Raw genomic sequence first — 26,569 nt, 5'->3', positions numbered from 1 at the left:
TTGTAGGAATGAATGTTAATAGCCTGGATTTTGTACCAGATCCGCATCGGTCTGAATGGCCGTGAGCGGAATAGGCAGGATGTTGAATTGCTGGTTCTTGCGGTTGGCATTAATAGCCCCGAAAATCGTCGCCGAGCGGCCGGTGCGCACCACATCCACGAAGCGGTGGCCTTCGAACGGCAGTTCGAGGCGGCGCTCTTCGAGGATCGCCAGGTTAAATGCCTCCTTGCCCGACGTTACCGTGAGCGTGGCTGCGGGCACGTCCGAGCGGGTGCGGATTGCATTCAGGTCGGCCAATGCACCGGTAAAATCGGGCGTGGCTTTGTTGGCCCGCGCTTCGGCGCGGATCAGGTACTGCTCGGCAATGCGCAGGATGAACACCGAGCTGGAACCGTCAGGTTTACCATATTGAATGAGGTCCCAGGAGCCTTCGGCCGTTTGTTTGAGCAGACTTTTGCGCGCGCCGCCTTTGGACGGATCGAGCAGCTGGCTCACGAATTCGCGCGCCGGAATGTAGTCGTGACGACCGCCGTCTGCCGGCGAAAGCCAGTTGGTATAGAACGAGTTACGATCCGAAGTACTGTAAACCAGTTCAAAAATCGATTCCTCGGTGGTTTTGCCGGTAAAGAATGCGGAATAAGGCCTGACCAGTTTAAAACCTGCATTCGCAATCACTTTCGATGCGTTAACCTCGGCCTGTTCCCAGTTTTGCAGATAGGTAAAATATCTCGCTTTCAATGCATATACCGAAAAGCGCGTCGCGCGGGTGCGGTTTACGGTTTCTTTCAACAGCTGCTCGGCTTGGTCCAGGTCCGCACCGATTTGCACATAAGTTTCAGCAGCGGTGCTTCTTTTAGTGCCTTTGTGCGTATCCGGGCCCGTGGCAGGCGTGAGTACGAGCTGCACACCGCCATAGGTTTTTACCAGGTCGAGATATCCCAATGCGCGCAGGAAATAAGCCTCGCCGAGCACCTGGTTTCTTTCCTCCTGGGTAAAAAAACCGTCCCGCACGCCCGGAACGAGCGCAATAATAAAGTTGGCCTGGTTGATCATCTTGTAGATCGCCGAAAAGCCGCCGCCCGCATTGTTGGGCGTCAGGTCGGGCACCAGGTTGTTCTGGTTGTTGTAGTTCACGACGTTATCGGAAGCCAGGTCCACACCGATAATATTGGAGGTCGCGTAGCCCTGCAAAGCGTCGTACACGCCCACCAGGGCCGTATTGGCCGATTTTTCATCCACAATCACCGCTTCGTCGGAGATATTCTGCTCCGGCTCGGTATTCAGCAGGTCGGAGCAGGACGAGAACCACAAGGCGGTCAAGATCAATGCTATATTCAGTTTTCTCATATCAAATCCATTAAAAACTCAGATTCACACCCACTACAACCGATTTCGGCTGCGGCGGCGTACCAAAATCCAGACCCTGCACAAGGCCGTTCCGGCTGTCGGCAGCCACATTCACCTCAGGATCGGGCCCGGAATAGTTGGTCAGCGTCCATAAGTTGGTAGCCGTCACATACAGCCTCACACCCGACGCGCGGATAGCCCTAGCTACGCCCTTGGGCAGGTTGTAGCTGATCGTAATATCGCGCAGGCGCAGGTACGAAGCGTCTTCCAGGTAGCGGCTGTTGCCGGTGCGGAAGTAGTTCAGGCTGCCATCGGGATTGGTCAGGTTGGTCGGCCTTGGCAGCACGCCGGTGTCGCCCGGCTTTTGCCAGTAGTTGAGCGAGCTCTTTTGAATAGAGCGCGTTACGCCGCGTGTACCGGCCGTTTCCAGGAAGTAAGCCGTGTAGTTGTACACCGAGTTGCCGTATTTGTAATAAAAATTCAGGTTCAGGTCGAGGCCTTTGTAAGACAATGTATTACGAAATGCCCCTTCGAATTTCGGCCACACATTACCTACAATGCGCTGGTCGTCGACAGTGATCTTGCCGTCCTTGTTTACATCCTCGTAGATCGCGTTGCCATTCTCCGCATTCAGGCCAATTTCCTTATAGGCATACACCGAATACAGCGGCTGGCCCTCCACCACGCGGAACATATCGTAGCTCGCGGTAATCGGCGTCAGCAGTTTCTGCACGCGGTTCACATTCCGCGAAACGGTGAGCACGGTTTTCCATTCCAAATCTTTGGTGCGCACATTCACAGAGTTCAGTAGAAGCTCCACGCCCCGGTTGCTGATCTCGCCCACATTGCGCACGACGGACGAGAAACCGGTATTAGGTGCCACGGGCTGGTCGAGCAGCAGGTCGTAGGTGAATTTATCGTAGTAATTGAATTCAAAATTCAGCCGCTGTTTCAGCAAGGCGCCTGAAAGGCCGAAGTTGTACTGGCGCGTCGTCTCCCATTTCAAATCCGGGTTAGCGAGCTGGCTGGGCGCAATGCCGGGCTGGTCGCCGTAATTGGTACCACCCGCCCAAAGACCGCGTGAGGCGAAATCGTCGATATCCTGATTGCCCGTCAAGCCGAGGCTGGCCTTGAAGCGGAGGTCGGTAAGGGTATTGCTTTCAGGGAAAAACGCCTCTTTGGAGATATTCCAGCCCAACCCTACCGACGGAAAATAGCCCCAGCGGTGGTCGGCGCCGAACCGCGAAGACGCATCGGCGCGGATGTTGCCGTCAATGCTGTACCGGTTGTCATAACTGTAATTAAAACCCGCGAAATACGACAGCAAACCATAGGAAGAACCTGTGGATGAAGCCGTTTGCACCGCCGCTGAGGCAATGCGCTTGAATTGGTTGCTCGGAAAGCCGGTACCGGTGAGCGTGGCGCGTTCGGTAGTCGTTTTTTGAATGGTATTCCCTACGAAAACCGAGAATTCGCCCTTGGCGGAGGATAAATTGTAGTTCAAAAGCTGCTCCGCAATGAGCGACTGCTTGATCGTCGTCACGTCGTTGGCCTCACCCGCGGGCTGGCCGTAGACGAGGTTGGTATTGTAGTAGGCCTTTTCGTGGTAGTTGTTGTAATCGTTGCTCCACGAAGATTTGAAAGAAAGGTTCGGCAGGATATTCCAGATCGCGTACACATTATTAATGCTCCGCAAACTCACCGAATGCGTGTCCGAGTTTTCGAGAATGGCCAGGTGGCTGTCGAAAACCGTCGGTTTGGCGTAGCTGCCGTCCTCATTGTAGAACGGGTAAAAAGTAGGCGTGTGTAACGCCGCCTGGAACAACCCAGCCGGCCCGTCCCCCACCCGCACGAGCCTGCGCGGCACGCTGGACAGCGTATTGCTCGTCCCTATTTTAAGGTTAGGCAAAATCGAATGGTCGATGTTGAAGCGGAAGGAGTACCGCTTGAAATCCTGCGTTTTCAGCGTCGACTGCTGGTTCTGGTACTCGCCACCGAGATAAAAGTTGGTACGTGCATCGCCGCCGGAAACGGATAATGTGTATTTGCTTAGCGAAGCCGTGCGGAAAATGTCGCTCACGCGGTCGTAAGTTCCCTGCTCTTCGGGGCTGCCGAATGCCGGAAAGCCCGCGACTGCCTCCGACACTGGCCGGAACGGGCGTGTGGCGTAGCTTTTGCCGTCGTTGAGATGCACCAGGTTCACCAGCTCGGCGTGCTCGGGGCCGGTTACCAGCTGCCAGAGGTTGGTGGCCTTGGCAAAACCCTGCTCGACATTGACACTCACCTTCGTGCGCGAATTTCTCGCGCCGCGTTTGGTCGTAATCAGGATCACCCCATTGGCCCCCCGCGCTCCATACAATGCGGTCGCATTCGCGTCTTTCAGTACCGACACCGACTCGATATCGTCCGGGTTCAGGTCCGAAAGCGGGTTGGGCGTCTGCCCGCCCATGCCGCGCGAAAGGCCCTGCAAGTTTTCATTATTGATAAAAACACCGTCCACCACATACAGCGGATCGTTACCGGCCTTAATGGACGTGGCGCCGCGCAACCGCACCAGTACCGAAGTCCCCGGCACGCCCGAATTGCTCGAAATCTGCAAACCGGGCACGGTACCCTGCAATTTTTCGATCACACTGTTGTAGGAAACCTGTGAAAAATCCTTGGAATCGACCGTGGTTACGGCGCCGGTTTGGGCGCTACGTTTGGTTTGGGTATAACCCGTTACGACCACTTCGCTCAACTGGCTTTCGTCGGGTCTCAGCGCTATATCGATACTGGTGGAACCGCCAAGGGGCCGCTCCAAGGTCACATAACCGATGTAGCTGAAAATCAGCACGTCACTCCCCCCTGCGGAAATAGTGAATGCGCCGTTGGCGTCGGTGAGTGTACCTTTGTTGCTACCCTTGACGCGGATAGTCACGCCAGGGAGTCCCTCGCCTTTTTCATCTTTCACGACGCCGTTAATGGCCTGATCGTCCGCCTCGCCCGAATCCGACGCCTCGCCTGTCTGCTTGGCAGCTTCGCGGATGATCACTTTTTCTTTCTGCTGCTCATAGTCCAGGCTGCGCTGGCGAAGGAGCTTATTCAGCACCTGCTCCACAGGTTCATTGCGGACTTCAAAAGTTAGGTTAGTATATGGATTTACTAGTCTATCTTGATAAATAAAAACAAACCCGCTTTTTTCTTCAATTTGTTTTAAAATAGCTTTCAAAGACTGTTTTTCAGCCCTGATGGAGATTTTCACGTCCCGGATCGTCTTCTCGCTGTCGGCCAAAACCGGCTGGAAAAGCGAAGCAACAAGGACGATGATCATCCAGAACCGGTTCAAATGGCGCCGTTCGCAGCGTCCGTTCAATCGGATAAGTTCCGTCATAATCTGTTCGTTTTTTAATGCTCGTTCATTGAGATCAAGACCTGATCTGTTGCGCGACGGTAATGGAAATTGCCCGCCATGGCCAGCGTCCCGAGAATGTCGTCCAAAGTTTCCTCCGCCCGGAAACGTGCCGTAAGCCGCTGTGCAGCAAGCGTGTTGTCATCTACCCGCACTGCCACATTGAATTTCTTTTCCAGCAATAATGCGATCGTTTTCAGGTCTTCATTGTTGAAATCCAGCGCGCCGTGGATCCATCCGGCCAGCGACCGCGCATTCACATGCTCTTTCTGCGCCCGTCCGCTCCGGTTGTCGACCACCAGTTGTTCGTCGGGAAGCAGGAAAGCCGTCTGCGCTTCGGGATAGCCCTCTCCATTACGTACGCCTACTTTTCCGCTTGCTACGGTCACCCGCACATCATTGAGACTGCGGTAGGCGCGCACGGCGAATACGGTCCCAAGCACCTGCGTCCGCGTCCGGCCGGCATCGACGATAAAGGGATGCGCCATGTCATGTTTCACATCGAAATAAGCCTCGCCGTCGGTCAGCGTGATCTCCCGCGCGTTGTCATCAAATGCGGCAGGATAACTGATCGAAGTGCCGCCGTTCAGCGTTACCAGCGAACTATCGGGCAACCGGTAAGTTTTCACTTCCCCGGGTAATGTACTGGCCATGAGCATCCTTTGCGTTGCATTTCTACCGCTCGGAGCGAAATTCTCGCTCAGCCAGAAATGCCCTGCGCAAAACACCGCCGCCGCTGCCGCTGCCGCGTAGAATGCGCGCGCCGGTCGTATGCGGGCTTCCATCCGGCTCCCGGATGCAACTTCCGGCGGCACTGCCGGCTGGGTTTCCAGTGTGTGTGGTTGCCGGACAACCGCCAGGATGTTCGTCCATGACTTTTCCCGCGCCGTTTCCAGGTCGAGGTCTGCCGGTAAGCCGGGCTGCTGCCTGGCCGTATCCGCGTACCATTGTGCGATGAGCGCCTTTTCGGCCTCGGTACATCGGCCGAAGCGGTACTTCGCCAACAAATCCCTTACCTGCTGCTGGTCCATTGTGATATTGTTATGAATTGCAATTCGGTACTATGACAGGCGATTTTGCATTTAGTAGTAGAAATTTTTCAAAAAAATAACACGACTAGTTGCGACTTCCACTGCATGAGCCTGTCTTTCAATATCTTAATAGCATTACTGATTTGCTTTTTAACAGTATGGTCCGAAAGCGAAAGCTGGTCGGCGATCTCCGCGTACGACAATTCGCCTTGCCGGCGCAATTCGAAAATCTCCTTCATTTTACGTGGTAACTGCTCAATTTCGGCTTCGAAAAGGGTGTACAGCAACTCCTCGTCCGCCGCATAGGCAGGCGGCGACGGATTCTCGTCAAGAAACGCGGCCAGCGCGTCGAGATGGGCCCGGTAGGTTTTGTCGCGCTCGATCAGGTTGAGCACGCGGTTGCGGACGGCGGTAAAAAGATAGCCAGCCAGGCCGGTATGCACCTGAATGGTGGCGCCTTTGATCCAGAGCGCTATAAATGCCTCCTGCACAATGTCCTGCGCGTCGTGCGCATTGCCCAGCATTTTGAATGCATGTGCATACAGCCGCCCGAAATAGCGCCGGTGAATCGCTTCAAACGCCGCCACCGAGCCCTCCTGAAACGCCGCCAGGAGCTGCTGGTCCGATAAATCCCCTAAGTCACGCACTTCCGGAAAGTTTTACAACACCGTTTGTTTACGATTAAACACAATTTTCCCGCATTGCCCGCAACGAGGCTACTGGCCTGCAACAGGCGTACGGCGGATCGAAAAGCTCTTATTGGTGGTTAATAAGAAGAATACTCTACAAGACTAATAGACAAATAAAGGCCTATTTGGCTTATCACGCAAGCGACCGCTCCAAAAGTCGCGTGCTAATTTATTTCAAAGCGCTACCGATCACAGCTATACGCAATACAGCGTAATGCTGCCCGGTCGCCAAAATAAGGCAAATGCTTTTTAGTAACCAAAGGATTTTTAAAATTTATCCTTTACTCGATAGACTTTATAGATTATTTTCTAATATTGGATTTCAAAACAAACTATCGGGATAAGGGATGGCCGCATGATCGAGCTAAGAAGTGTAACCAAGATTTTTAAACAGAAAGACCGGGAAGTGACCGCCCTGGCCGGCGTATCGCTGAAAGTAGAGAAAGGCAAGATTTTCGGGGTGATCGGACAGTCGGGCGCGGGGAAAAGCACGCTTATCCGCTGCGTGAACCTGCTCGAAAAACCCACCAGCGGCGAGGTACTGATCGACGGTAAAAGCCTAACCACCCTCTCCGATCGCGAACTGGCCGGCGAGCGGCGACAGATCGGGATGATATTTCAGCATTTCAACCTGCTTGCTTCGCGCACCGTCTTCGAGAATGTCGCATTCCCGCTCGAACTCGGCCGCAAGTCGAAACACGAGATCCGGGAACGGGTATCCGAGCTGCTGCGGCTCGTGGGCCTAGAAGATAAGGCTGCGGATTATCCCTCGACGCTTTCGGGCGGACAAAAGCAGCGCGTGGCCATTGCCCGAACCCTTGCCAACAACCCGAAGGTGCTCCTGTGCGACGAAGCCACCAGCGCTCTCGATCCCGGCACGACGGCGTCTATTCTGGCGCTACTGAAAGACATTAACCGCCGGCTGAAAATCACGATCCTGCTCATAACGCATGAAATGAATGTGGTTAAATCGATTTGCCACGACGTAGCGGTGATCAGTCAGGGCAAGCTCGTGGAAAAAGGATCGGTGAACGCCATTTTTTCGAACCCCAAAACCGAGCTCGCGCGCTCGTTTATCAATGCCTCCTTGCACGTTGAGATTCCCGAGCATTACCGGCACCGCGTGACTGCCGTTAATGAAGGTGGGATGTCGCCACTTCTTCGTTTGCGGCTGAACGGGGAAACGGCCGACCAGCCATTGCTTTCGCAAGCCGCAAGGTTGTTTGAGATCGATACCAAGATCATCAGCGCGCAGATGGACCATATCGGCGACAAGCATTTCGGCGTGATCCTTGCCGCGCTCTCGGGCCGGGCCGAGAATTACCAGAAGGCGATCGATTTCTTTATCTACCACCACATTAAAGTTGAATTGTTAGGATATGTCTGACCCCGTCGTGTCGCTACTGCTTTCAGGCCTGGGCGAAACTATTTTTATGACCATTACCGCCGGCATTTTCGGCTTCATCCTGGGCTTACCCACCGGCATTGTGCTGTTTCTGACGCGTCAGGGGCAGGTTTTGGAAAACCGCACGCTCAACAGCGTCATTTCCTTCGTGATCAACATTTTCAGGGCAATTCCATTTATCATCCTCATCGTGTGGATGATCCCGTTTACCAGGGCCGTCGTGGGAACTTCCATCGGCGTGAGCGCCGCACTGGTACCATTGAGCGTAGGGGCCGCGCCATTTATCGCGCGGATGGTCGAGAATAGCCTCATCGAAGTACCGGCCGGGCTGATCGAGGCCGCGCGGGCCATGGGTGCCACGCCGTTTCAGATCGTGTATAAAGTGTTGCTGCCTGAAGCATTGCCTTCGCTCGTAAATGTCGCCACCATTACCCTCATCACGCTTGTGGGCTACTCGGCCATGGGCGGAGCCGTGGGCGCGGGCGGGCTCGGGCAAATCGGTTATCAATATGGTTACATCGGCTACGACGCGATGATTATGAACATCGTACTGGTGCTACTGATCGGGCTGGTGTTCGTCATTCAATTTTTCGGCGACCGCCTTTCCAAGCGAGTTGACCACAGATAATAAAGATGTGTTCAAGCTGTTTTTCAAAATGCAATTCAAGCCTGCCATAGCTAAATCAACATCAACAAATTACACCTATTAGGCTGCATCTAAATACATTAACTAATATGAACTTCGACAAAAACTTACTCCTGTTATTGACATTGGGAACGGCATTACTAACAGGCTGCAACCAAAAAGCGGCCCAAGATCGCGACCCGAATCACATTAAAGTTGGTATTGCCGTTGGCCCGGAATATGAAGTGGCACAAGCCGCTCAGAAAGTAGCAAAGGAAAAGTACGGCCTGGACGTGGAGCTCATCACATTCAATGATTACGTGGTGCCCAACGAGGCCCTCAGCCACGGCGATGTGGATGTGAATGCATTCCAGCACAAGCCCTACCTCGACGAGCAGGTCAAACAGCGCGGCTACAAACTCGCCATTGTGGGCAACACCTTCGTTTACCCCATTGCCGGGTATTCCAAAAAAATCAAAAACCTGGACGCCCTTAAACCCGGCGATACCGTGGTAATCCCTAACGACCCGACCAACGGCGGGCGCTCACTGCTGCTGCTTCAAAAATATGGGCTGATCAAATTGAAAGAAGGTGTTGGGTTACTCCCTAAGGTGATCGACATTGTCGAAAATTCCAAAAACCTGAAAATCCTCGAACTTGAAGCGCCCCAGCTTCCCCGCACCCTGGACGACGCCAACGTTACACTCGCGATTATCAACAACAATTTTGCAGGTAAGGCCGGGCTTATCTCCACCCGCGACGGCCTGCTGATCGAAGACAAAGACTCACCTTATGTGAATCTGATTGTGGCCCGTGAGGACAACAAGAATGAGGAAAAGGTCAAGAAGTATGTAAAGGCGTACCAATCCAAAGAAGTGGAAGAGGCTGCGGCGAAGGTATTCCAGGGCGGGGCGGTGAAGGGCTGGTAGCTTCTTTAGGGCTGTCGGTCCCGCACCAGTTCCACTTATACCAATATAGGCCACGCAAAACTGCGGTAATGCATTTGGCGAATAGCAAGGCCGGAAATTCGGAAACCGTGGTAAGGGTTCCAAAACTTCCGGCTGCTTGTTATTCCATGAAATGTTAATCCAATAACAGCTTATTTGTTACAATCTCTGTATTGGGAAGCGGGAAAACATAGTTCGTCTGCGAGGGCACTACCTCCGGCGCGACCAGCCCATTACCAGACTTAGCCGGGAATGGCAACAGGTTGCGCACGATGTCGTTTGAGCGAAAACCTTCGCCCAGGAACTCGATACGGCGTTCTTTGAGGATCGTGGCGACCAACGCCTGCTCTGTGCCGGTAGCTCCTGCGGGGAATTCGTAGTTGGCGTCGGAGCGGGTGCGGACGGCTTTGAGCAGGGCCGTTGCCGTGACCAGGTCACCGGTGCGGGCTGCCGCTTCGGCGTAATTGAGCAGCACTTCCGAGTAGCGGATAATGGGCAGGTAGTCCAGGAAGGGCGACGGCTTCGCATATTTGGTCAGGAACTGTACCCCCGAGGCCGTGCGTGCAAATGTGCGCCGCAGGTCCGAAGCACGCCATTCGGTATCGCCCCAGATGCCGGTCGGGTTGAGATTGTATTCCGAATTGGCATTGATCACGTAGGGAAAGGACGTCTGGCCGGTCACATTGTCGAGCTCGGTCATCGGTACCGACAGAATGGACTCGCTGCTGGTGTAATTGGTGGAAAAAATCTCGACAATGCTTTCCAGCTTGTGCTTCACGCCGGTTGCCGCAGAGAATGGCGGCGCGGTTGAAACGATCTTTTTCGCTTCCTCGATCACTTTGGCATAGTTCCCGCTGTTTAAATACACCCTCGTTTTCAATGCGATAGCGGTGTTGCGGTGCGCCCGCGTGGTGTTCAGCAGCGCGGTGGCGTGGGTCAATGGCAGGTCAGCCTCTGCCTCGTCCAGGTCTTTGATGATCTGCGCGTAAACTTCGGCGACGGTACTGCGTTTCAGGTCGTTGTTGGCAGTGGTAGTCTCGGCTTGCAGGCGGAGCGGCAGGCCTTTGGAGGCACCTTTGTCCTCGTTGAACGGTCGCGCATAGGCGGTTACGAGCGCAAAGTAGCTCAATGCCCGCACGAACTTCGCCTCGGCTACATATTGCCTGCCCAACGCCTCGTTCACCACCCCCGGATGCTCGCCGATGCCTTTGATGAGGATATTGGCATTGTTGATCGTTTCATAACCAGCGGCCCAGAAACCCGCGATAAAGTTGGAGCTCGCATTAAGCGTGTGGTTCCAGGCTTCGAAAGCGGTGAACGTGTTGCTGGTACGGTTGATGAACTCCTCGCCCCGCACTTCGGAATAGGTGTAGTAGTTGCCTCCGTAAAAGTTGCCGCCTTTGGCCGATTTGTAGACGCCGTTCACAAGTCCCAGAATGCGCTCGGGCGTATCGAACGCGTTGGCGCCGGTAATGGAAGTTTTGGGCACCGGGTTCAGCAGTTTATCGGAATCGCAGGATGGCAGCAGCAATGCAAATGCCACGGAAAAGCCCCAGCCGAGCGTGTTGCGGCCTATTTGGTTGAATATTTTCATTGGTAGAATGCTTTTTAATTAAAAACTCAGATTAACCCCCAGCGTGAACGTCCGCGCCTGCCCTACCGAGTTCTTCTCAATACCGGGCGTGGTGTTGGAATTCCCGTTGACCGAAGATTCCGGGTCGGTGCCGTTGTATTTCGTGATCAAAAACAGGTTCGAACCCTGCGCGTAAATGCGCACCGGACCAATGCCCGAGTTGCCGAATACCGATGCCGGTACGCGATAGCCGAGCGACAAGTTTTGCAGTCGCAGGAAGTCCGCCTTTTCGGCATTGGTAGAAACGGGGAATGAGGAGCCGCTCGAAAGCTGATCGTTGTACACCAGGCGCGGGATGTCGGTAATATCGCCCGGTTTCTGCCAGCGTTGCAGGATCTCGGTCGAGTTGTTGTAGGCCCGCTGGTCGAGGAGCGTGGCGCGGGTACCGTTCATGACGTAGTTGCCGCCCGAGTAAGTCAGGTTAATGGACGCGTCGAATGCGCCATATTTGAAATTATTGGAAAAACCGCCGTACCATTTCGGCAACGCGTCGCCGATGAGGTAATAATCCGCACCGGTAATCGCCGATGCCTTGCTACCGTCAAGATAGGTCCAGTTGCTTTCGCCCGGGCCGACTACCTGGCTGTACTGCACCTTCTCGCCTTTGGCATTGATGAAAATGCGGCGGCCGTTCTCAGGGTTCACGCCGGCTGTTTTGGCGCCGTACAAGCTGCCGACCGAATGCCCTACCCGCGTCACGTTGGTGGTTTCGTAGGCTACGTGTGTGGTGCCGATGATGTCGGTGTTGCCGTCCGAAAGCGCCGTAACCTTGTTGCGCAGCTTGGTAAAATTCACCGACGCATTCCAGGAAAACTCGCCCGAACGCACTAATGTACCCGAAATGCCCAGTTCGATGCCCCGGTTATACATTGAGCCCACATTGCGGAGGATGGAATTGCTTGGAATACCTTTCGAAATGGCCTGTGGGGCGCTGAGGATCAGGCCGTCCACATTATTGTCGAAATAGGTGAGGTCCACCTGGAAACGGTCGCCGAACAGGCCCAGGTCGGCGCCGAAATTGGTCTGGCGGCTCGTCTCCCAACCGAGGTCGGAGTTGCCCGCCTGCGAGATCGCCCACGTGGGCGCGCTACCGTACAAGCCGCCGTTGTATAATTCAAGCGAACCGAATGCATTGCTGATGTTACCGTTCCCTACCCGACCCCAGCTGGCCCGCAGCTTCACAGAGTTCAGTACCGAGGCTACACTGGAATTTTTGTAAAACTCCTCTTCCGACAATGCCCAGCCCGCCGAAACGCCGCCAAAATTGCCATACTTTTTATCCAGCCCCAATGCGGAATTGCCGTCCCGGCGGAAGTTGACCGTCACAAAATACTTCTTGGCCAGATCATAGCTCACCCGCGAAAAATACGACAGGTAAGCCCGCTCGTCCAGCTCGTTGCCCGACGAGGTGATCGAACCCCAGTTACCCTGGTAATTCTCGAAAAACGGGTCGGCACCCTGCGAGCGGGAAGCGCCCCAGGCCGAATTATTGAATTTTTGAACATCATAACCTGCCAGTACCGACAGCGAATGCTTGCCGAATGTCGGCGTGAAAGTCAATGTGTTGGTCCAGTTCCAGTTATCGCGCAATGCCGACACATTCACCGCATTGCCTTTGGTGGAGTAACCATTACCCTGCAAGGCACTATCAAAGGTTTTGGTCTCGGTTCGCAGGCGGTCGATGGCGTAACTGGTGCGGAATTCGAGGTTTTTCAATAGCCGCGCGGTGGCCGCGAAACTTCCGATAATGCGGTCGTTGGCAGAGGTGTAATGGTTCTTGTCCAGCTGCGCCACCGGGTTACCCCAGTTGCTCACCACCTGGTTGTTGCCCATCCCGATGGTGTTCGGGCTGGTGGTACTGATATTGTATGAACCATCAGGGTTATACGCAGGCACGTTCGGCGGCAATGCGGTGGCCAGGCGCGCGAGGCCAACGAGGAAAAAGTTGGAACCCGGTAACGAGCCGGCATAGGGCGACGCATTGTTGGTGGTATTATAGGAAACGCTTCCATTCAGTTTCAGCCAGCTGTTCACTTCCTGGTCAATATTGAAACGGGCAGATTTCCGGTCGAACTCGTTGGCCCGCAGAAAGCCGTTCTGCTTGCTGTAATTGGCTGAAAAATAGTATTTGGTCGTCTGCGTGCCGCCCGAAACGCTCAGGTTATGGTTGTGCGACACGCCGGTCCGGTAAATATAGTCGTACCAGCGCGTGTCGATGGGCGTGCCGTCGGGATTAAGGTTTGGAAAAAACAATGCGGAAGGTACTTTGTCATTGTTCTCGTTGCCGCCCAGGATCTTGGCATTCAGCACGGCCTCGTTTTTGATCGCAATATACTGCCGGGCATTCAGCAGCTCCGGCAGGCGAGTGACAGTCGATACGCCGGCCCAGGATTCGAGGTTGATCCTCGGCTTGCCCGTTTTGCCCCTTTTCGTAGTAATTAAAAGCACGCCCGCCGCCGCACGCGAGCCGTAAATGGAGGTCGACGCCGCATCTTTGAGCACGTCGATCGACTCGATATCGGCCGGGTTAATATCGCCCAGCGGGTTGTTCGGCACCGCGGTACTCGTTGATACGTTTCCTGTATTAATGGGAATACCATCCACCACCACCAACGGATAAGAGCTCAGTGAAATCGAATTCACGCCTCGTATACGGATCACGGGCGGATTGTTGAGCACCCCATTCGGCTGTGCAATGCTCACACCCGCCGCGCGTCCCTGCAAGGCCTGATCGAAGCTCTGAACGGGCTGCTCTTTGATAGACTCCCCTTTCAACCGGACGGCTGATCCGGTAAATTCCGCCTTCGATTGCGTGCCGTAACCGACCACCACCACCTCGCTCAGTTGGCGCGTGTCGGCGGTCAGATCAATGGAAATGCCCGTTTGTCCGCCGATTTCCTTTTCAATGGTCGTATAGCCGATAAATGAGATGACCAATGTGGCATTTTCCGGCGCGATGAGCTGGTATTTGCCGTCGTGGTCGGTAATGGTGCCGTTGGACGAGCCTTTCACGATCACCGAAACGCCGGGCAGCCCCTGCCCCGATTCCTTGTCGCGGATCACGCCGGATACCGGCTTGTCGGCCGTCGCGAAAGCAGGCGCGATGTTCCGCGCTGCATAAGTTTGCTCAGGGGTAGCGACGCCCAGCAGCAATGCAGCCAGCGCCATGCGTGCCGCATTCGCGTAGCCGTCTTTACGCAAATGGGTGAAGTAAGGTTTTATCATATCAAAGTGTAGATTTGTGTAAAAACGGAGTGAAAAGGGCATGGCCGGGCAACCCTGCGGTTTGCAGGGTGCCGGGAAATCATGCCTTGAAAAATCAGTCGGGAGACCGCGTCAATGCGCGGCGGAGAAATCAGTGGTCGCCGTAGCGCTTTTCGCCGGCCACCACGGCCAACGCCAGCTTGTTTTGCTTCGGCGGCAGCGGACAAGTCGCATAAGGGGAGAATGCACAAGGCGGGTTAATGGCCTTGTTGAAATCGAGCCAGGCCGTACCGTCGGCCTCGACAGACGAGTACAGGAAACGGCCCGAACCGTAGGTATCGTGCTTGTTGGTCTGGTCGGCGAAGATCAGGAACAGGTTTTCCGGCTTGCCCACCGCATCCAGGCTGTATTCCTTGCCATCGACTGTGAACACCAGCTTACCCGGCGAAACCTGATCGTCGGTGCGGCCGGTAATATCCGTAATGCTCACCGTGCGGCCTTTGGTAGGCACAAATTGTGCTTTTACGCGCCATTTTTCCTGCACCGGGTAGCGCTCGATGCCCGTGAAGCCTTTCAGGAATTCGCTTTCCAGGTCGCGCAGGCGGATCGCATACTTGTCGCCCCGCTTGATCACAAACCAGCGCAGCGGCCCGTGTTTCAATGTCACCGGCTTGCCCGCAGGCGAAATGTCGAGCTCGGTCACCGGCTGATCGCCATGAAAGATCTGCGCGTCGGGTTTCGCTTTGAGGATGATTTTGTCTTTCTCCAAAACAATTTCACCCAGGAAAGGACGGCTTTTTTCGGCCGGGAAAAGAATGTCGTTCTCCTCGGCGCTGCCAAACGTGTTGGTCCCCTCTTTGAGCCAGTACAATCCCGCAAGGTTCAGCCAGCCCGATTCCGCTTTCAGGCTCTCGATGCGCTTTTCGTGCCATTGCTTGATCTCGTTCTCGTAGGGGCTGTCGCCGAATGTAAATGCGGCCAGGAGGAAAATCGCTACCAGCTCCAAAGTGTAATAAAATTGCCTTTTCATGACAATGCTTGGTTAAGTGAGTGAAGTCGCGCCCTGCCCATGCGGTCGCAGGAAGCGGAGTTTAATGGTGGCTGGTGCACAAAATTAACTAAACTATTTAATCTACCAATTTAGTAGTTTAAAAATTTAAAATAACTTTACTTTGCCCATCAAATAAGTGTAGACTAAAAGCATCACCCATGATTCCATTTCTCCGTTCAAATCACATCCGATTGATTTGGGCCCTATTGGGCGGCATACTGGCTCTGCAAAGCCACGCCCAGTCCGTTTCCATTCAGGGAAAAGTCACTTCCGCCACCGACCAGTCGGCCCTGCCGGGCATCAATGTGCTGGTCAAAAACAGTACCATCGGCACCACTACCAATGCCGACGGCAAATTCGAAATCACCGCCGAGAGCAACGCCGTACTCGTATTTTCGGCCATCGGCTATATTACGCAGGAGCTCGAAGTGAAGGGCCGTTCACAGATCAACGTGCAGCTGAACGACGACACCCGGCAGCTGAACGAGCTCGTGGTCGTAGGTTACGGTACCCAGAAAAAGCGCGATCTGACCGGCTCCGTGAGCTCGCTCGATAGCAAGGATTTCAATAAAGGCGTACAAACATCTGTGGACCAGCTCATAGCAGGCCGTTCCGCGGGCGTGCAGGTGACGCAATCGAGCTCGGAGCCGGGCGGCGGCGTGACCATCCGCATCCGCGGGGCCAACTCCATTAATGCCAACAACGAGCCGCTGTACGTGATCGACGGGCTACCGGTCAACAATGCGTCGGTGGTACCCGGCTCCACGCTCGTCAACGAGCAGGCGCCACGCAACCCGTTGAATGCCTTGAACCCCAGCGATATCGAGTCCGTCGAAATTCTCAAAGACGCCTCGGCGACGGCCATTTACGGCTCGCGCGGAGCGAATGGGGTTATTTTGATTACTACTAAAAAAGGCGCGAAAGGTAAGCTGAATGTGAACTACGCGCTATCCGGCGCGGTGTCGGAAGTGACCAAACGTGTGCCGATGCTTAATGCACAGCAGTACATGACGCTACTCAACGACCTGCGCGCCGATCAGAAACAGGCCCCGGAATTCACCGCAGAGCAGATTGCCGCCGTTGGCCAGGGCACTTACTGGCAGGATGAGATTTTCAAAAAGGGGTATTTACAAAACCATCAGCTCTCGTTCTCGGGCGGGCAGGACAAATTCACTTACTATGCCTCCCTCAACTACCTCGACCAGAAGGGTGTCGTGATCAGTTCGGGCATTAAGAAGTATGTCGGCCGGGTGAACCTGAACTACACCGGCGACAAGTTTAAATTTGGGTTAAACCTTAATTCCAGCCAGGTAAAGGACGATTTCGTGCCCAATGGCGTGAGCGTGAACGAAGGCGCGGGGGTGATCAACACCGCCATTTTCCAGGACCCTACCCTGACCATCAAAAACCCGAACGGCACCTGGACGCAGACGCAGATCGTAAACCTGGAAAACCCAGTCGGCCTGGCCAACGAAGTGAGCGATTTCGCGACCACCAACCGCACATTTGCCAGCGTTTTTGCCGAGTACTACTTCCTGCCCGAGCTGTCAGCGAAGATCAACTTCGGTACCGACCGTCAGGATTCACGGCGGGATATTTTCACCTCCCGCCTCACCAAACGCGCCGAAGGTACCAAAGGCATCGCGAGCGTACTCACAAGCAATGCTTCCAACAACCTCGTTGAATTTACCGCGCGGTACAGCAAGTCGCTCAACAAAGATAATCAGCTCGAAATCCTAGGCGGATACACCTATCAGGAGTTTGTAGTGAGCTCGCTTTCCGCCGGCGCGCAGAACTTCCCGCTCGATGCATTGGGCACCGATAACCTCGCGGCGGGCGCGCAGAGTACTTTTTCGCTCGGCTCGGGGCGCACCAAGAACCAGTTGCTCTCCTACCTGGGCCGGGTGAACTACAATCTGCTCGACAAATACCTGCTCACAGCCTCCATTCGCGCCGATGGCTCCTCGCGGTTCGGGGATAACAAAAAGTACGGCATTTTCCCATCGGTAGCATTGGGCTGGCGCATGAAGGACGAACTTTTCCTGAAAAACATCAACACTATCACCGACCTGAAACTCCGCGCGAGCTACGGCGTGACCGGTAACCAGGACATCGGCAGCTATAAATCGCTCGTGCTGCTCGGTCCGCAGGGACAGGCCATTTTCGACGGCGCGCCGTATGTGGGCATTTCGACGACCCAGCTCCCGAATCCCGATTTGAAATGGGAAACCACCACCCAACTGGATATCGGTTTGGATTTCAGCCTGTTTGCAAACCGGTTGTCGGGTAGCATCGATTATTTCCATAAACAAACCAAAGACCTGCTTTTGCAGCTGCCGATCCCGCGTACCAGCGGTTTTACCACGACTTTTAAAAACGTGGGCGGCCTGAAAAACACCGGTTTCGATTTCGGATTGACATCTATCAACGTGACGGCGCCATTTACCTGGCGGTCGAGCCTGAACTTCTCGATCGTGAAAAACCAGGTGACCGACCTGGGTGCGTTGCCGTACATTCTGGGCGGCTCGGCCGGTTTTACCAACGATTTCACCATTATCCGCAAAGGCGACCCATTGAATGCATACTATGGCTATGTAGTGGATGGCGTATTCCAGCAAGGTGAGGATATTGCCAAATCCGCACAACCGCTTGCTCGTCCGGGCGAGTACAAATACCGCGATGTGAACAAGGACGGCACCATTAACTCCGCCGACCGGACCATTCTCGGCTCGCCATTCCCCGATTTCACCTATGGCCTGAACAACGATTTCACCTACGGCGCATTCAACCTGTCGTTCTTCTTCCAGGGCGTGCAGGGCAACAAGCTCTTCAACCTCAACCGGACCGAATCCGAAAATCCGATCTCATTCCGCCGCAACCGCCTCGCCGAAAGCTACACCGACCGATGGACGCCCACCAACCCGACCAATGCGAACTCGTCGGGCGTGCCGGTGGCCGTTTCTTATACAAGCAATGTCAATAGCCGGGCCGTGGAGAACGCTTCGTACCTGCGGTTGAAATCGGTGCAGCTGACTTACAACTTCCCGTCGGCCAAATGGCGGCATATCAAGGGCTTGCAGGTGTACGTGACCGGCCAGAACCTGTTCACCATCACCAAATACACCGGCTATGACCCCGAGGTAAGCGCATTCGGCACCTCCAACGTCCGCGCCGATTACAATGCATTTCCCCTCTCGCGCACTTACACTGCGGGCGTGAGTATCCATTTTTAATTATTGTGAATCAATGAAAAAGCTACTATATATCCTGTTAATGATCGGCGCCGCCGCCTGCGACAAGCCGCTGGAAGAGGAAGTGTACTCTTCTTTTGGGCCCAACAATTTCTTCAAAACCGCCGACGATGCCGAGGCATTGCTCAACGCTGCATACGCCCTCGAACAGAAACAGGGAACCGACGGCTTCCGCAACATCCTGGTGATGGCCGAAGTGACCACCGACCTGCTCATTATCCGCGAGGGCGGGCTCCGCGGGCTCGCGCAGCCGCTCGAAGATTTCACCTGGAACGCTTCCCACGAGTTTTTCGACACGGCCTGGACCCGCTACTACGCCGCCATTTACCGTGCTAACCTTGTGATAGATAATGTGCCCAACATCGACTTCGACCCCGAACGCAAGAAGCAGATCGTCGCCGAAGCCCGCTTTCTGCGCGCGAGCGGCTACATTTCGCTGTATGACCTTTTCGGCCCTACCCCGCTGATTACCAACAGTATCAGCAGCAGTGAGGACCGCCCCGCACGCGCCGGCAAGGAAGAATTCGTGAAGTTTGTGACCGACGAACTCTCCGCCGTGGCCGACATCCTGCCCGTCACCGCCAAGCAATATGGCCGGGCTACCAAGGGCGCGGCCCTCGCTTTTTTGACCAAATTTTACCTGAATAACAAAGACTGGCAAAAGACCAGCGAAACCGCCCAGAAGGTGATCGACCTGAATGCTTACAGCCTCTTCAACTCGGCCAACCGCACCGACCTGTTCAAGCTAGCCAATGAGAAGAACAGCGAATTTATTTACGTAAGGCCGCATGTGGCCCAGCCGGGGCTGGGTACCAATTATCTGCCGCACGCCGCGCCGCCCAATTACAAATACAAAGGCGCCACCAAAGCCAATTACGCTACCCAGCTCAAAACGCTATCCGGCTTCTACGATTCCTTCGATCCGAAAGACCAGCGCCGCGAAGCCTTCCTGACCGAATACGACGACCTGAGCGGCAAGCACATCGTGCTTGGCCAGGACGACAAGCGCAGCTTCAAATTCGAAGAAGACCTCCCCGCCACCGGCGCCGACCTCGGCAACGACTTCCCCGTGATCCGTTACGCCGACATCCTCCTGAGCAAAGCCGAGGCATTGAACGAGCTTCAAGGCCCGACTGCCGCCGCGATTGACCTCATCAACCAGGTCCGCACCAAAGCCGGCGTAGCAGCATTGTCCGTCTCCGCATTCGCCACCAAGGAAGCGCTCCGGGCACACATCCTGAAAGAACGCGGCTGGGAATTTTTCACCGAAGAGCTCCGCCGCCAGGACCTGATCCGCCACGGTAAATTCATCGAGCTCGCCAAAGGGCGCGGCAAGACCGCATTTGACTACCAGGTGTTGTACCCGCTCCCACAAAGCGAGATCGACCGGAACCCTAGTTTGAAACAGAATGACGGGTATAAGTAGGCCGTGCGTTGAGTAAACGCTTTATTTCAGCAAAAGCCAGGCTATCAGCACGATGACCTGGCTTTTGCTTATCCGCCGAATAATGCAAACCGGCGGCTCAACGCCCTATTGCTTCCCCGCCTTATCCTTAAAATCCCTAACCGTTTGGCCGTCGTAACAATACACGCCGCCCAGAGAGCCGAACCAGATGCTGCCATCGTTGGCTTCCAGAATTCCAAAAGTCATTCGTTCATTGACCTCATATTCCGATTTTATGTGGGTCGCAACCGGCTTCTTATCCGACAGGGCTTTTTTATCGTACCTGGCAATTCCCCATTTTTCTGTTACCGCATTTTTCGAGCTCGTCCAGATATTCCCCTTCCGGTCTTCGTGAACATACCCCACAAAATCATCCGTAATTTGGGTAAATGAAATGCCGTCGTAACGCCAAAGCCCATCCTGCCCGGCTAGCCAGATATTACCCTTACTATCTTCGATAATCGTACGGACGTTTGTAAACGTCTGCCCGTCATGCCTGATGACCTTAAATGTTTTTCCATCATAAATGCGCGCATCGCCCCTTGTCCCAAACCAGAACTTCCCGTTTTTGTCCTCGATGATGGAATTAACGTCGTCGTGATCATCCGGCGGAAGGTCGCCGCTTTCCAGCGTAAATGGCCACGACCCGTTCATGCGGTAATTTTGAAACTGCTTCCCGACTGCCCGTCCGGGTTCGAAGCGACTCGCTCCTGTGAGCGTCCCAAACCAGACACGACCGGATTTGTCTTTCGAGATATGCGGCACCCGATCGTCGATCAGCCCCTCGGCCGTCGTAAAATGCCGGAATTCCTGCCCGTCTGCCCCCTCGGGATCGTAGTGATAAACGCCCGAACCGATCGTCCCGAACCAGAACTTGCCCTCCCTGTCTTCCAAAACCGAAAAGAACCGGGCCGAACTCACTTTGCTCGTAATGTTTGTAAACGACTTGCCATCATACCGGAAAATCCCGTCGAATGCAGCGATCCAGATATTGCCTTTCCGATCCTGAATGATGTTACGCGTAATGCGCTCGGGCCCGTGCGAAGTTACCGTGCGTGTGGTGTCGGGCACGACCTTATCCTTCGGCAGGTACGCCGCATTTTGCGCCTCGCACAACGCGCACGAAGCCACTACTAACCACGCGAGCAGGTGTACACTCTTTGCCATTTTTTTTATTGGTTATCAAGGTTTTGGCAAACGTAATGATTTTTATTTCGGGGTATTCAGCGGACTTGTTAAAGATGGTTAATGAAATGTTAAAGTTGGCTTCAAGAGTTGAGTTTGGTTGTTACATGCCTACGGCATTTACGAGTGAGCGTTATCATATTGAACTACCAATGTCACATCGCTAACGCGATTTGGCGTTTCTGCCCTGATGGTTCCTTCCTGCATGTAGCATTGGTAGTACGACGCCAGCGCGATTATTTCATTGTAATGAAAGTGCCGTCAGGCACGCAACATTGGTAGAAAACAATACCTTTCTCGTTTTCGGAAATCCCGGCGGGATGTAATAACAAGGTGAACGAAAGGCAATACCGGCACCGCATTAAATCAAAAGCCAGGCAATGACAACGATTGCCTGGCTTTTGCTTGTATATGGGGAGGGTTACCCCTTCATCCCCTCAACACGCTGGAAGAAAAACACCAGCTCCTTGAATGATGTAAAAATGTCTGCCGCGCGGGGGTTGTAGCCCAATTCTCTTTGCGCAAGCCTGCGCGGCGCGGCATGTACCCGGTATAAATGTCCCAAAGGTCATCTATCCAGTTTGACGGGCTGCTCTGCGATAGCAGCTCCGCCACTTCCCGGCCGAAAGCCAGGTGCCGCGAGTCCGTGGACTCGGCGGGGGTTGATAGTGTGTTGTTCATTTGACACTTAGTTTAAGGATGAGAAAATACCCTGCCTAAGGTGTCCTAAACGCTAGTGTCAGCGTTCGGGGGGCTTTCGCCGATCCCCCACCATCGCAGGGCATAACTTTGAAGCTTTTTCATGTGTGACACTTGTTTATAGGAGGATGCATATTCGGGAGATGTTTCTGCAAATCCAAACCTGTAAAGAAGGCAAAGTATCCGGCAAATAATTCTTTGTCCATGTAGAAACGCAACTTCACTCGGGTATACACATTGAAAGAAAACAGCCATTACGCTTAAAATTTGGTAATTGCACGAGCATTTTTCAACTTGCCAGGGTTTAACGAACGCTATATATGATTTCCCTGGAAGAGATTGCACTACTACTACCCGCATTGGAATCTGACCGAGTAGAAAAAACGGTTTCGAAAACTAACGCTGACAAATTTGGTGAGGCTATATGCGCTTTTTGCAATGACATGCCGGGGCATGGATTGCCAGGATATCTGATCATTGGAGCGAATGACGACGGAAGTTTGAATGGCACTAAGGTAGATGAGCAGCTCATGCAGACGCTGCTTAACTTTCGAACCGATGGACGTATTGTTCCCCCTCCCGCGATGACAGTGGCAAAGTTTTCTTTTGATAATGGGGATATTGCCGTGGTAGAGGTTCAACCTTCCAAAGTACCACCTACACGGTACAAAGGCCGCGTTTGCGTTCGCGTTGGACAGAGAAGGGGTTTTGCGAACGAGGCGGAGGAAAGAATATTAGGCGAAAGGCGCTCAACCTTTTCAAAAACCTTCGACACGCGCCCAACCTACGATAGTGACTTGAACGAGTTAAGTATCGATCTGTTTAAATTGACTTACCTGCCGACTGCGATAGACCCGGAAACGCTTGAAGCCAATGGAAGGGAAATCAAGGAGCAACTTTCATCACTTAAATTTTACGACCTAAAAAATGATGTTCCTACCAATGCAGGAATACTGCTTTTTGGCAAAAACCCAAGGTTTTATCTGAGTGGAGCATATGTTCAATATGTGAGGTTCGTCGGAACAGACGAAGTAAGTGATTTTGATTTTGAACACCGGTTTGAGGGCGACCTGACCACTCAAATGCGTGTCATGAAAGACTTTATCAAATCTCAAATCGAAAAGCGGGTACAGCTTGGACTTGGGGAGTCTTATGATTCGGCCTATCCTGCGTCCGCGATCGAGGAATTGCTTTATAATGCGATTATACATCGCGACTATGAGTCGAATGCGCCGATCAAGTTCTATGAGTTCAGTGATCGAATAGAAATTACAAATCCCGGCGGATTGTATGGCGATGCGAGGCCTGAAAACTTTCCCAATAAAAACGACTATCGGAACCCAACCTTGGCAGAAGCAGCAAAAAATCTAGGGTTTATCAATGCATTTAATGTTGGCGTCAAACGTGCTAAGGCAGCCCTTTCGAGAAACGGCTCACCCGATCCTGTATTTATTCTCGATCAGCCTACTAGCTTTGGGGTAGTAATCTACAAAAAACGATAATGAAGACGATTGCTTTCTTTAATAATAAAGGTGGTGTCGGCAAGACGACCTTGGTGTACCATTTCACCTACATGTTGGCCGAGTTGGGCTACCGATGCCTTGCCGTAGACCTTGATCCTCAAACTAACCTCACTTCAATGTTTTTGAATGATGATCGATTGCAGGATATATATGATAGCGAGGATCGCAGACCGACGATTCTAGAAAGTATAAAGCCATTGAATCGAGGCATAGGCGATATATCCCCAGCTCACATTGAGGAAATCAAAAGCAATATCGGCCTTCTTGCCGGGGACTTGGAATTATCCCTTTTTGAAGACAAACTAAGTAGCGGTTGGGGTTCCTGCCTGAACCGTGATGAGGCGGCGTTTCGCGTCGTGTCGTCTTTCTACCGCGTGATCATGGAAGCTGGTCAACGTTGGAGTACCGATTTCAACATTATTGATATCGGACCTAATTTTGGAGCCATAAACAGAGCGACATTAATTGCTGCCGACTATGTGGTTGTCCCAATGGCGGCTGACTTGTTTTCATTACAGGGTTTGAGAAACCTTGGAAATCGGCTTGTAACCTGGCAAGGCGAATGGGAAGACCGCCTCAGTCGGAATCCCGAACCGTCACTTCAATTGCCTCGTGGATCGATCGTTCCCTTGGGTTATGTGGTCATGCAACATGGGGTTAAAGAAAGCCGACCGGTAAAATCATATCTAAAATGGGCAAATCGGATACCTAATGTTTTCAGGGAATCCGTCTTGAACGACGCGCCAGAAACAGACTTGACTGTAAACGATGACCCATATTGCCTGGCACTTTTAAAACATTACCACAGCCTGATACCGATGGCAATGGAGGCAAGAAAACCGATCTTTTTGTTGAAGCCGTCCGATGGGGCCATCGGAGCACATTTGGGAGCTGTAAAAAGCAGTTATGCTGATTTCTATTCATTTACCAATAAAATTGTGAATAGGATTATTGACTAGAAGTAATTGCTTCATTCAATGCGCCAAACTTTAAGACAACCAATAGAATGCCGTGCCGCGGTAGACCGAAACCCAAACCACCCACTCCTCAAAGGCGACGGATCCAAATAATCAAACAAAACCTCCCCATCCACCGAAAAAGTAGTCCGACCGTCAATGACGGCTATCACAATATGGTAAGTATGGTTAGCCTTCAGCAAATGCCCCGCATCCAAATATTCCTTTAATAAAGGCTTCGCCCCATCCCCGAGATACTTGCGAAACCGCGTGGTAGTATTGCTATTCCCCCCAAACCCCACATAATAAAGCGACAGCGAATCATAGCTCTCAAACTTCCCTGAGCGCGTAAACAAATTCGCATTTAAAGGATCAGTAGCCATCCAAAATTGATTCAAATCCGACAACCGGTCGTTCCTGCCCGAGTCGACGAGCACGGTCCAGTCGTATTCTATGCGGATGTTGCCTTCCAGGCGCGGCTTGAACCAGACGGTGACGCCTCCGGCGGTGTTCAGGATCAGGCGTCCGTTTTGGGTGCGCACTTCGGAATGACGGCCTGCCACGGGCTCGATTTCGGCGTGCCAGCGGGTGGTGTCCAGTGCGCCGGTAAAGTCGTCGGAATGCAAAAGTTTTCCTTTCGGTGCATTGGACACTTTGGTGCGAGCCGTTTGTCGGCTCGTTGTTCGCGGCTTAACCGGTTGCTTACCGTGGGGTTGTGCATGTCCCGTCTGCGCATTGGCCGGAATGCAAAACAGCAGGGCAACGCCCAGCGCTGCCCTGCCTATTGGTTTCAAATATCCCTTCATTTCCCTTCCACCGGCCAGAATGGCGATTCCGTCCGACTCGTTTTCAGATAGTTTTCAATTTTGGCAACTACGTCCGGGTGCTGCGAGGCGACGTCACGCGTTTCGCTAATGTCCTTGTCCAGATCGTATAGTTCGAGCTTGCCTTTGGCTTTCACAGCCTTCCATTTTCCATATCGAACGGCCTGTTCGAAGCCCTTTTCAAAAAACTCCCAATACAAAAAGCGGGGTTTCGAAGCGGGCTTGCCTTTGATGGCAGGCAATACACTGGCACCGTCGGTGTCGTAACGCACTTTCGATTGAGCGATTTCCGCAAAGGTGGGCATGATGTCGGCGAAGTAGGCCGGTTCCTTGCTCACAGTGCCGGGTTTGACGGTTCCCGGTGCCCATACGATCATAGGAACGCGGATGCCGCCTTCGTACATATCGCGCTTGTAACCGCGGAGCTGGCCGTTAGAATCGAAGAACTCGGCGACGGCGGTCTGCTGAGGTGTGCCTTCGGAGCGCGGACCGTTGTCGGAGCAGAAGAACACGATAGTGTTTTGGGATAAACCGCTTTCGATGAGGTACCTTTTAATGCGTCCCACTTGCTCGTCGAGGTGGTGCACCTGGGCGCCGTAGATTTTCATGTCTTGCGGCCAGTCTTCCTTTTGGTAAATGGTACTGTCTACTGCGTCGAGCGGTGAATGCGGACTGTTGTAGTTGATCATCAGCACGAAAGGTTTTTTCGAACCGCGCTGAGCAGTCATGAATGCGATGCTTTCGTCGGTCGTCAGGTCATCAGCGTAGTAGCCTTTCCGACCGTTCTGGTTGCGGTCTACGTTTTTGAGCTGCCCGTTGATGTACCGCTGCGCGGGCCAATAGCCGTTGGCGTAGGTGCCCGGATAGGCGATCAGCCAGCCCGAAAACTGGTCGAAGCCCCGGTGAATAGGCGTCGCGAGCGTGTCGTAGCCGTCGAGATGCCATTTGCCGGTGAGCGCGGTGGTGTAGCCCGACTGCCCCATCAGCTTCCCGATTGTAAAATCCTCAGCGGTGAGGTTGGTTCTCCGGACGGTCTGTTTGCCCTTGCTGCCGGCAATGCCCCCGCGGATGGTCGCATTACCGCGAATGGTGGTATGTCCCGTATGCAGGCCCGTGATGAGCACGCTTCGGGAGGGCGAACACACAGGCGCGCCTGCGTGAAAGTCGGTGAAGATAATGCCCTCTTTCGCCAGCGCATCGATATTCGGGGTATGGAGGAGTTTCTGGCCGTTCACTCCAATGTCGCCATAGCCAAGGTCGTCGGCGAGGATGAAAACGATATTCGGTGTATCAGGCGTTTGAGACGCTGCGGCCCCGCCGATCAGCACGGCCAGCGCCCATGTACTTAACCTTTTCAGCATCAG

Annotated in this window: 18 protein-coding genes; 7 read left to right on the top strand and 11 right to left on the bottom strand. The window is 53.6% G+C overall.

Annotated elements, in window-relative coordinates; all coding sequences use genetic code 11:
* Window positions 1-15: 15 nt before the first annotated feature.
* The 4 genes from J7619_RS27605 to J7619_RS27590 all read right to left on the bottom strand — a co-directional run bounded on the left by J7619_RS27605 (window position 16) and on the right by J7619_RS27590 (window position 6,416).
* The gene (locus J7619_RS27605; protein WP_291206824.1) at window positions 16-1,347 is read right to left on the bottom strand and encodes a RagB/SusD family nutrient uptake outer membrane protein; all 1,332 of its coding nucleotides are present in this window, start codon (window positions 1,345-1,347) and stop codon (window positions 16-18) included.
* Window positions 1,348-1,357: 10 nt separating this feature from the next.
* Entirely contained in the window at window positions 1,358-4,720 is a 3,363-nt protein-coding gene (locus tag J7619_RS27600; protein ID WP_291206821.1) for a TonB-dependent receptor, read from the bottom strand.
* A 14-nt stretch (window positions 4,721-4,734) separates the two neighbouring features.
* Window positions 4,735-5,769, bottom strand: coding sequence for a FecR family protein (locus J7619_RS27595; protein WP_291206818.1), 1,035 nt, complete (start codon window positions 5,767-5,769; stop codon window positions 4,735-4,737).
* Window positions 5,770-5,837: 68 nt separating this feature from the next.
* Window positions 5,838-6,416 (bottom strand): RNA polymerase sigma factor, encoded by a 579-nt coding sequence (locus J7619_RS27590; protein ID WP_291206816.1) that lies wholly within the window; start codon window positions 6,414-6,416, stop codon window positions 5,838-5,840.
* 397 nt (window positions 6,417-6,813) lie between these two features.
* On the opposite strand from J7619_RS27590, the gene metN reads away from it, so the two are divergent.
* The 3 genes from metN to metQ all read left to right on the top strand — a co-directional run bounded on the left by metN (window position 6,814) and on the right by metQ (window position 9,417).
* Window positions 6,814-7,845 (top strand): methionine ABC transporter ATP-binding protein MetN, encoded by a 1,032-nt coding sequence (gene metN / locus J7619_RS27585; protein ID WP_291206813.1) that lies wholly within the window; start codon window positions 6,814-6,816, stop codon window positions 7,843-7,845.
* Window positions 7,838-8,491: a methionine ABC transporter permease MetI gene (metI, locus tag J7619_RS27580; protein WP_291206810.1), complete on the top strand. Its 654-nt coding sequence runs from the start codon at window positions 7,838-7,840 to the stop codon at window positions 8,489-8,491. The genes metN and metI overlap by 8 nt, the downstream gene beginning before the upstream one ends.
* Before the next feature lie 107 nt (window positions 8,492-8,598).
* Window positions 8,599-9,417, top strand: a complete 819-nt coding sequence (gene metQ, locus J7619_RS27575) for a methionine ABC transporter substrate-binding lipoprotein MetQ (protein ID WP_291206807.1) — start codon at window positions 8,599-8,601, stop codon at window positions 9,415-9,417.
* A gap of 154 nt (window positions 9,418-9,571) precedes the next feature.
* Here metQ and J7619_RS27570 read toward each other — a convergent pair whose 3' ends face one another.
* The 3 genes from J7619_RS27570 to J7619_RS27560 all read right to left on the bottom strand — a co-directional run bounded on the left by J7619_RS27570 (window position 9,572) and on the right by J7619_RS27560 (window position 15,302).
* Window positions 9,572-11,029 (bottom strand): RagB/SusD family nutrient uptake outer membrane protein, encoded by a 1,458-nt coding sequence (locus tag J7619_RS27570; protein ID WP_291206804.1) that lies wholly within the window; start codon window positions 11,027-11,029, stop codon window positions 9,572-9,574.
* An 18-nt stretch (window positions 11,030-11,047) separates the two neighbouring features.
* Window positions 11,048-14,293: a TonB-dependent receptor gene (locus J7619_RS27565; protein ID WP_291206801.1), complete on the bottom strand. Its 3,246-nt coding sequence runs from the start codon at window positions 14,291-14,293 to the stop codon at window positions 11,048-11,050.
* Between the two features lie 130 nt (window positions 14,294-14,423).
* Window positions 14,424-15,302 carry a DUF1684 domain-containing protein gene (locus J7619_RS27560; RefSeq protein WP_291206798.1) on the bottom strand — a complete coding sequence of 293 codons (879 nt, stop codon included), beginning with the start codon at window positions 15,300-15,302 and terminating at the stop codon, window positions 14,424-14,426.
* 212 nt (window positions 15,303-15,514) lie between these two features.
* Between J7619_RS27560 and J7619_RS27555 the strand changes: the two genes are divergently transcribed.
* Entirely contained in the window at window positions 15,515-18,556 is a 3,042-nt protein-coding gene (locus J7619_RS27555; RefSeq protein WP_291206795.1) for a TonB-dependent receptor, read from the top strand.
* Between the two features lie 13 nt (window positions 18,557-18,569).
* Window positions 18,570-20,000, top strand: a complete 1,431-nt coding sequence (locus J7619_RS27550) for a RagB/SusD family nutrient uptake outer membrane protein (RefSeq protein WP_291206792.1) — start codon at window positions 18,570-18,572, stop codon at window positions 19,998-20,000.
* 105 nt (window positions 20,001-20,105) lie between these two features.
* Here the strand turns inward: J7619_RS27550 and J7619_RS27545 are convergent, their stop codons facing one another.
* Window positions 20,106-21,185: a two-component regulator propeller domain-containing protein gene (locus tag J7619_RS27545; RefSeq protein ID WP_291206789.1), complete on the bottom strand. Its 1,080-nt coding sequence runs from the start codon at window positions 21,183-21,185 to the stop codon at window positions 20,106-20,108.
* Window positions 21,186-21,632: 447 nt separating this feature from the next.
* Complete coding sequence (locus J7619_RS27540) at window positions 21,633-21,884, bottom strand: hypothetical protein (protein WP_291206786.1); 252 nt, start codon at window positions 21,882-21,884, stop codon at window positions 21,633-21,635.
* Between the two features lie 338 nt (window positions 21,885-22,222).
* On the opposite strand from J7619_RS27540, the gene J7619_RS27535 reads away from it, so the two are divergent.
* Both J7619_RS27535 and J7619_RS27530 read left to right on the top strand, forming a co-directional pair.
* Window positions 22,223-23,404 carry an ATP-binding protein gene (locus J7619_RS27535; RefSeq protein WP_291206783.1) on the top strand — a complete coding sequence of 394 codons (1,182 nt, stop codon included), beginning with the start codon at window positions 22,223-22,225 and terminating at the stop codon, window positions 23,402-23,404.
* Window positions 23,404-24,384 carry a ParA family protein gene (locus J7619_RS27530; RefSeq protein ID WP_291206780.1) on the top strand — a complete coding sequence of 327 codons (981 nt, stop codon included), beginning with the start codon at window positions 23,404-23,406 and terminating at the stop codon, window positions 24,382-24,384. Before J7619_RS27535 ends, J7619_RS27530 begins: the two co-directional genes overlap by 1 nt.
* An 11-nt stretch (window positions 24,385-24,395) precedes the next feature.
* On the opposite strand, the gene J7619_RS27525 is transcribed toward J7619_RS27530, so the two are convergent.
* The gene (locus tag J7619_RS27525) at window positions 24,396-25,175 is read right to left on the bottom strand and encodes a DUF6250 domain-containing protein (protein ID WP_291206778.1); all 780 of its coding nucleotides are present in this window, start codon (window positions 25,173-25,175) and stop codon (window positions 24,396-24,398) included.
* An 8-nt stretch (window positions 25,176-25,183) separates the two neighbouring features.
* Window positions 25,184-26,566: an arylsulfatase gene (locus tag J7619_RS27520; protein WP_291206775.1), complete on the bottom strand. Its 1,383-nt coding sequence runs from the start codon at window positions 26,564-26,566 to the stop codon at window positions 25,184-25,186.
* Between the last annotated feature and the right edge of the window lie 3 nt (window positions 26,567-26,569).

It is taken from the genome of Dyadobacter sp., from assembly GCF_017744695.1.
Lineage (GTDB): Bacteria > Bacteroidota > Bacteroidia > Cytophagales > Spirosomataceae > Dyadobacter.
This window is presented reverse-complemented; position numbering and strand designations above follow the sequence as displayed.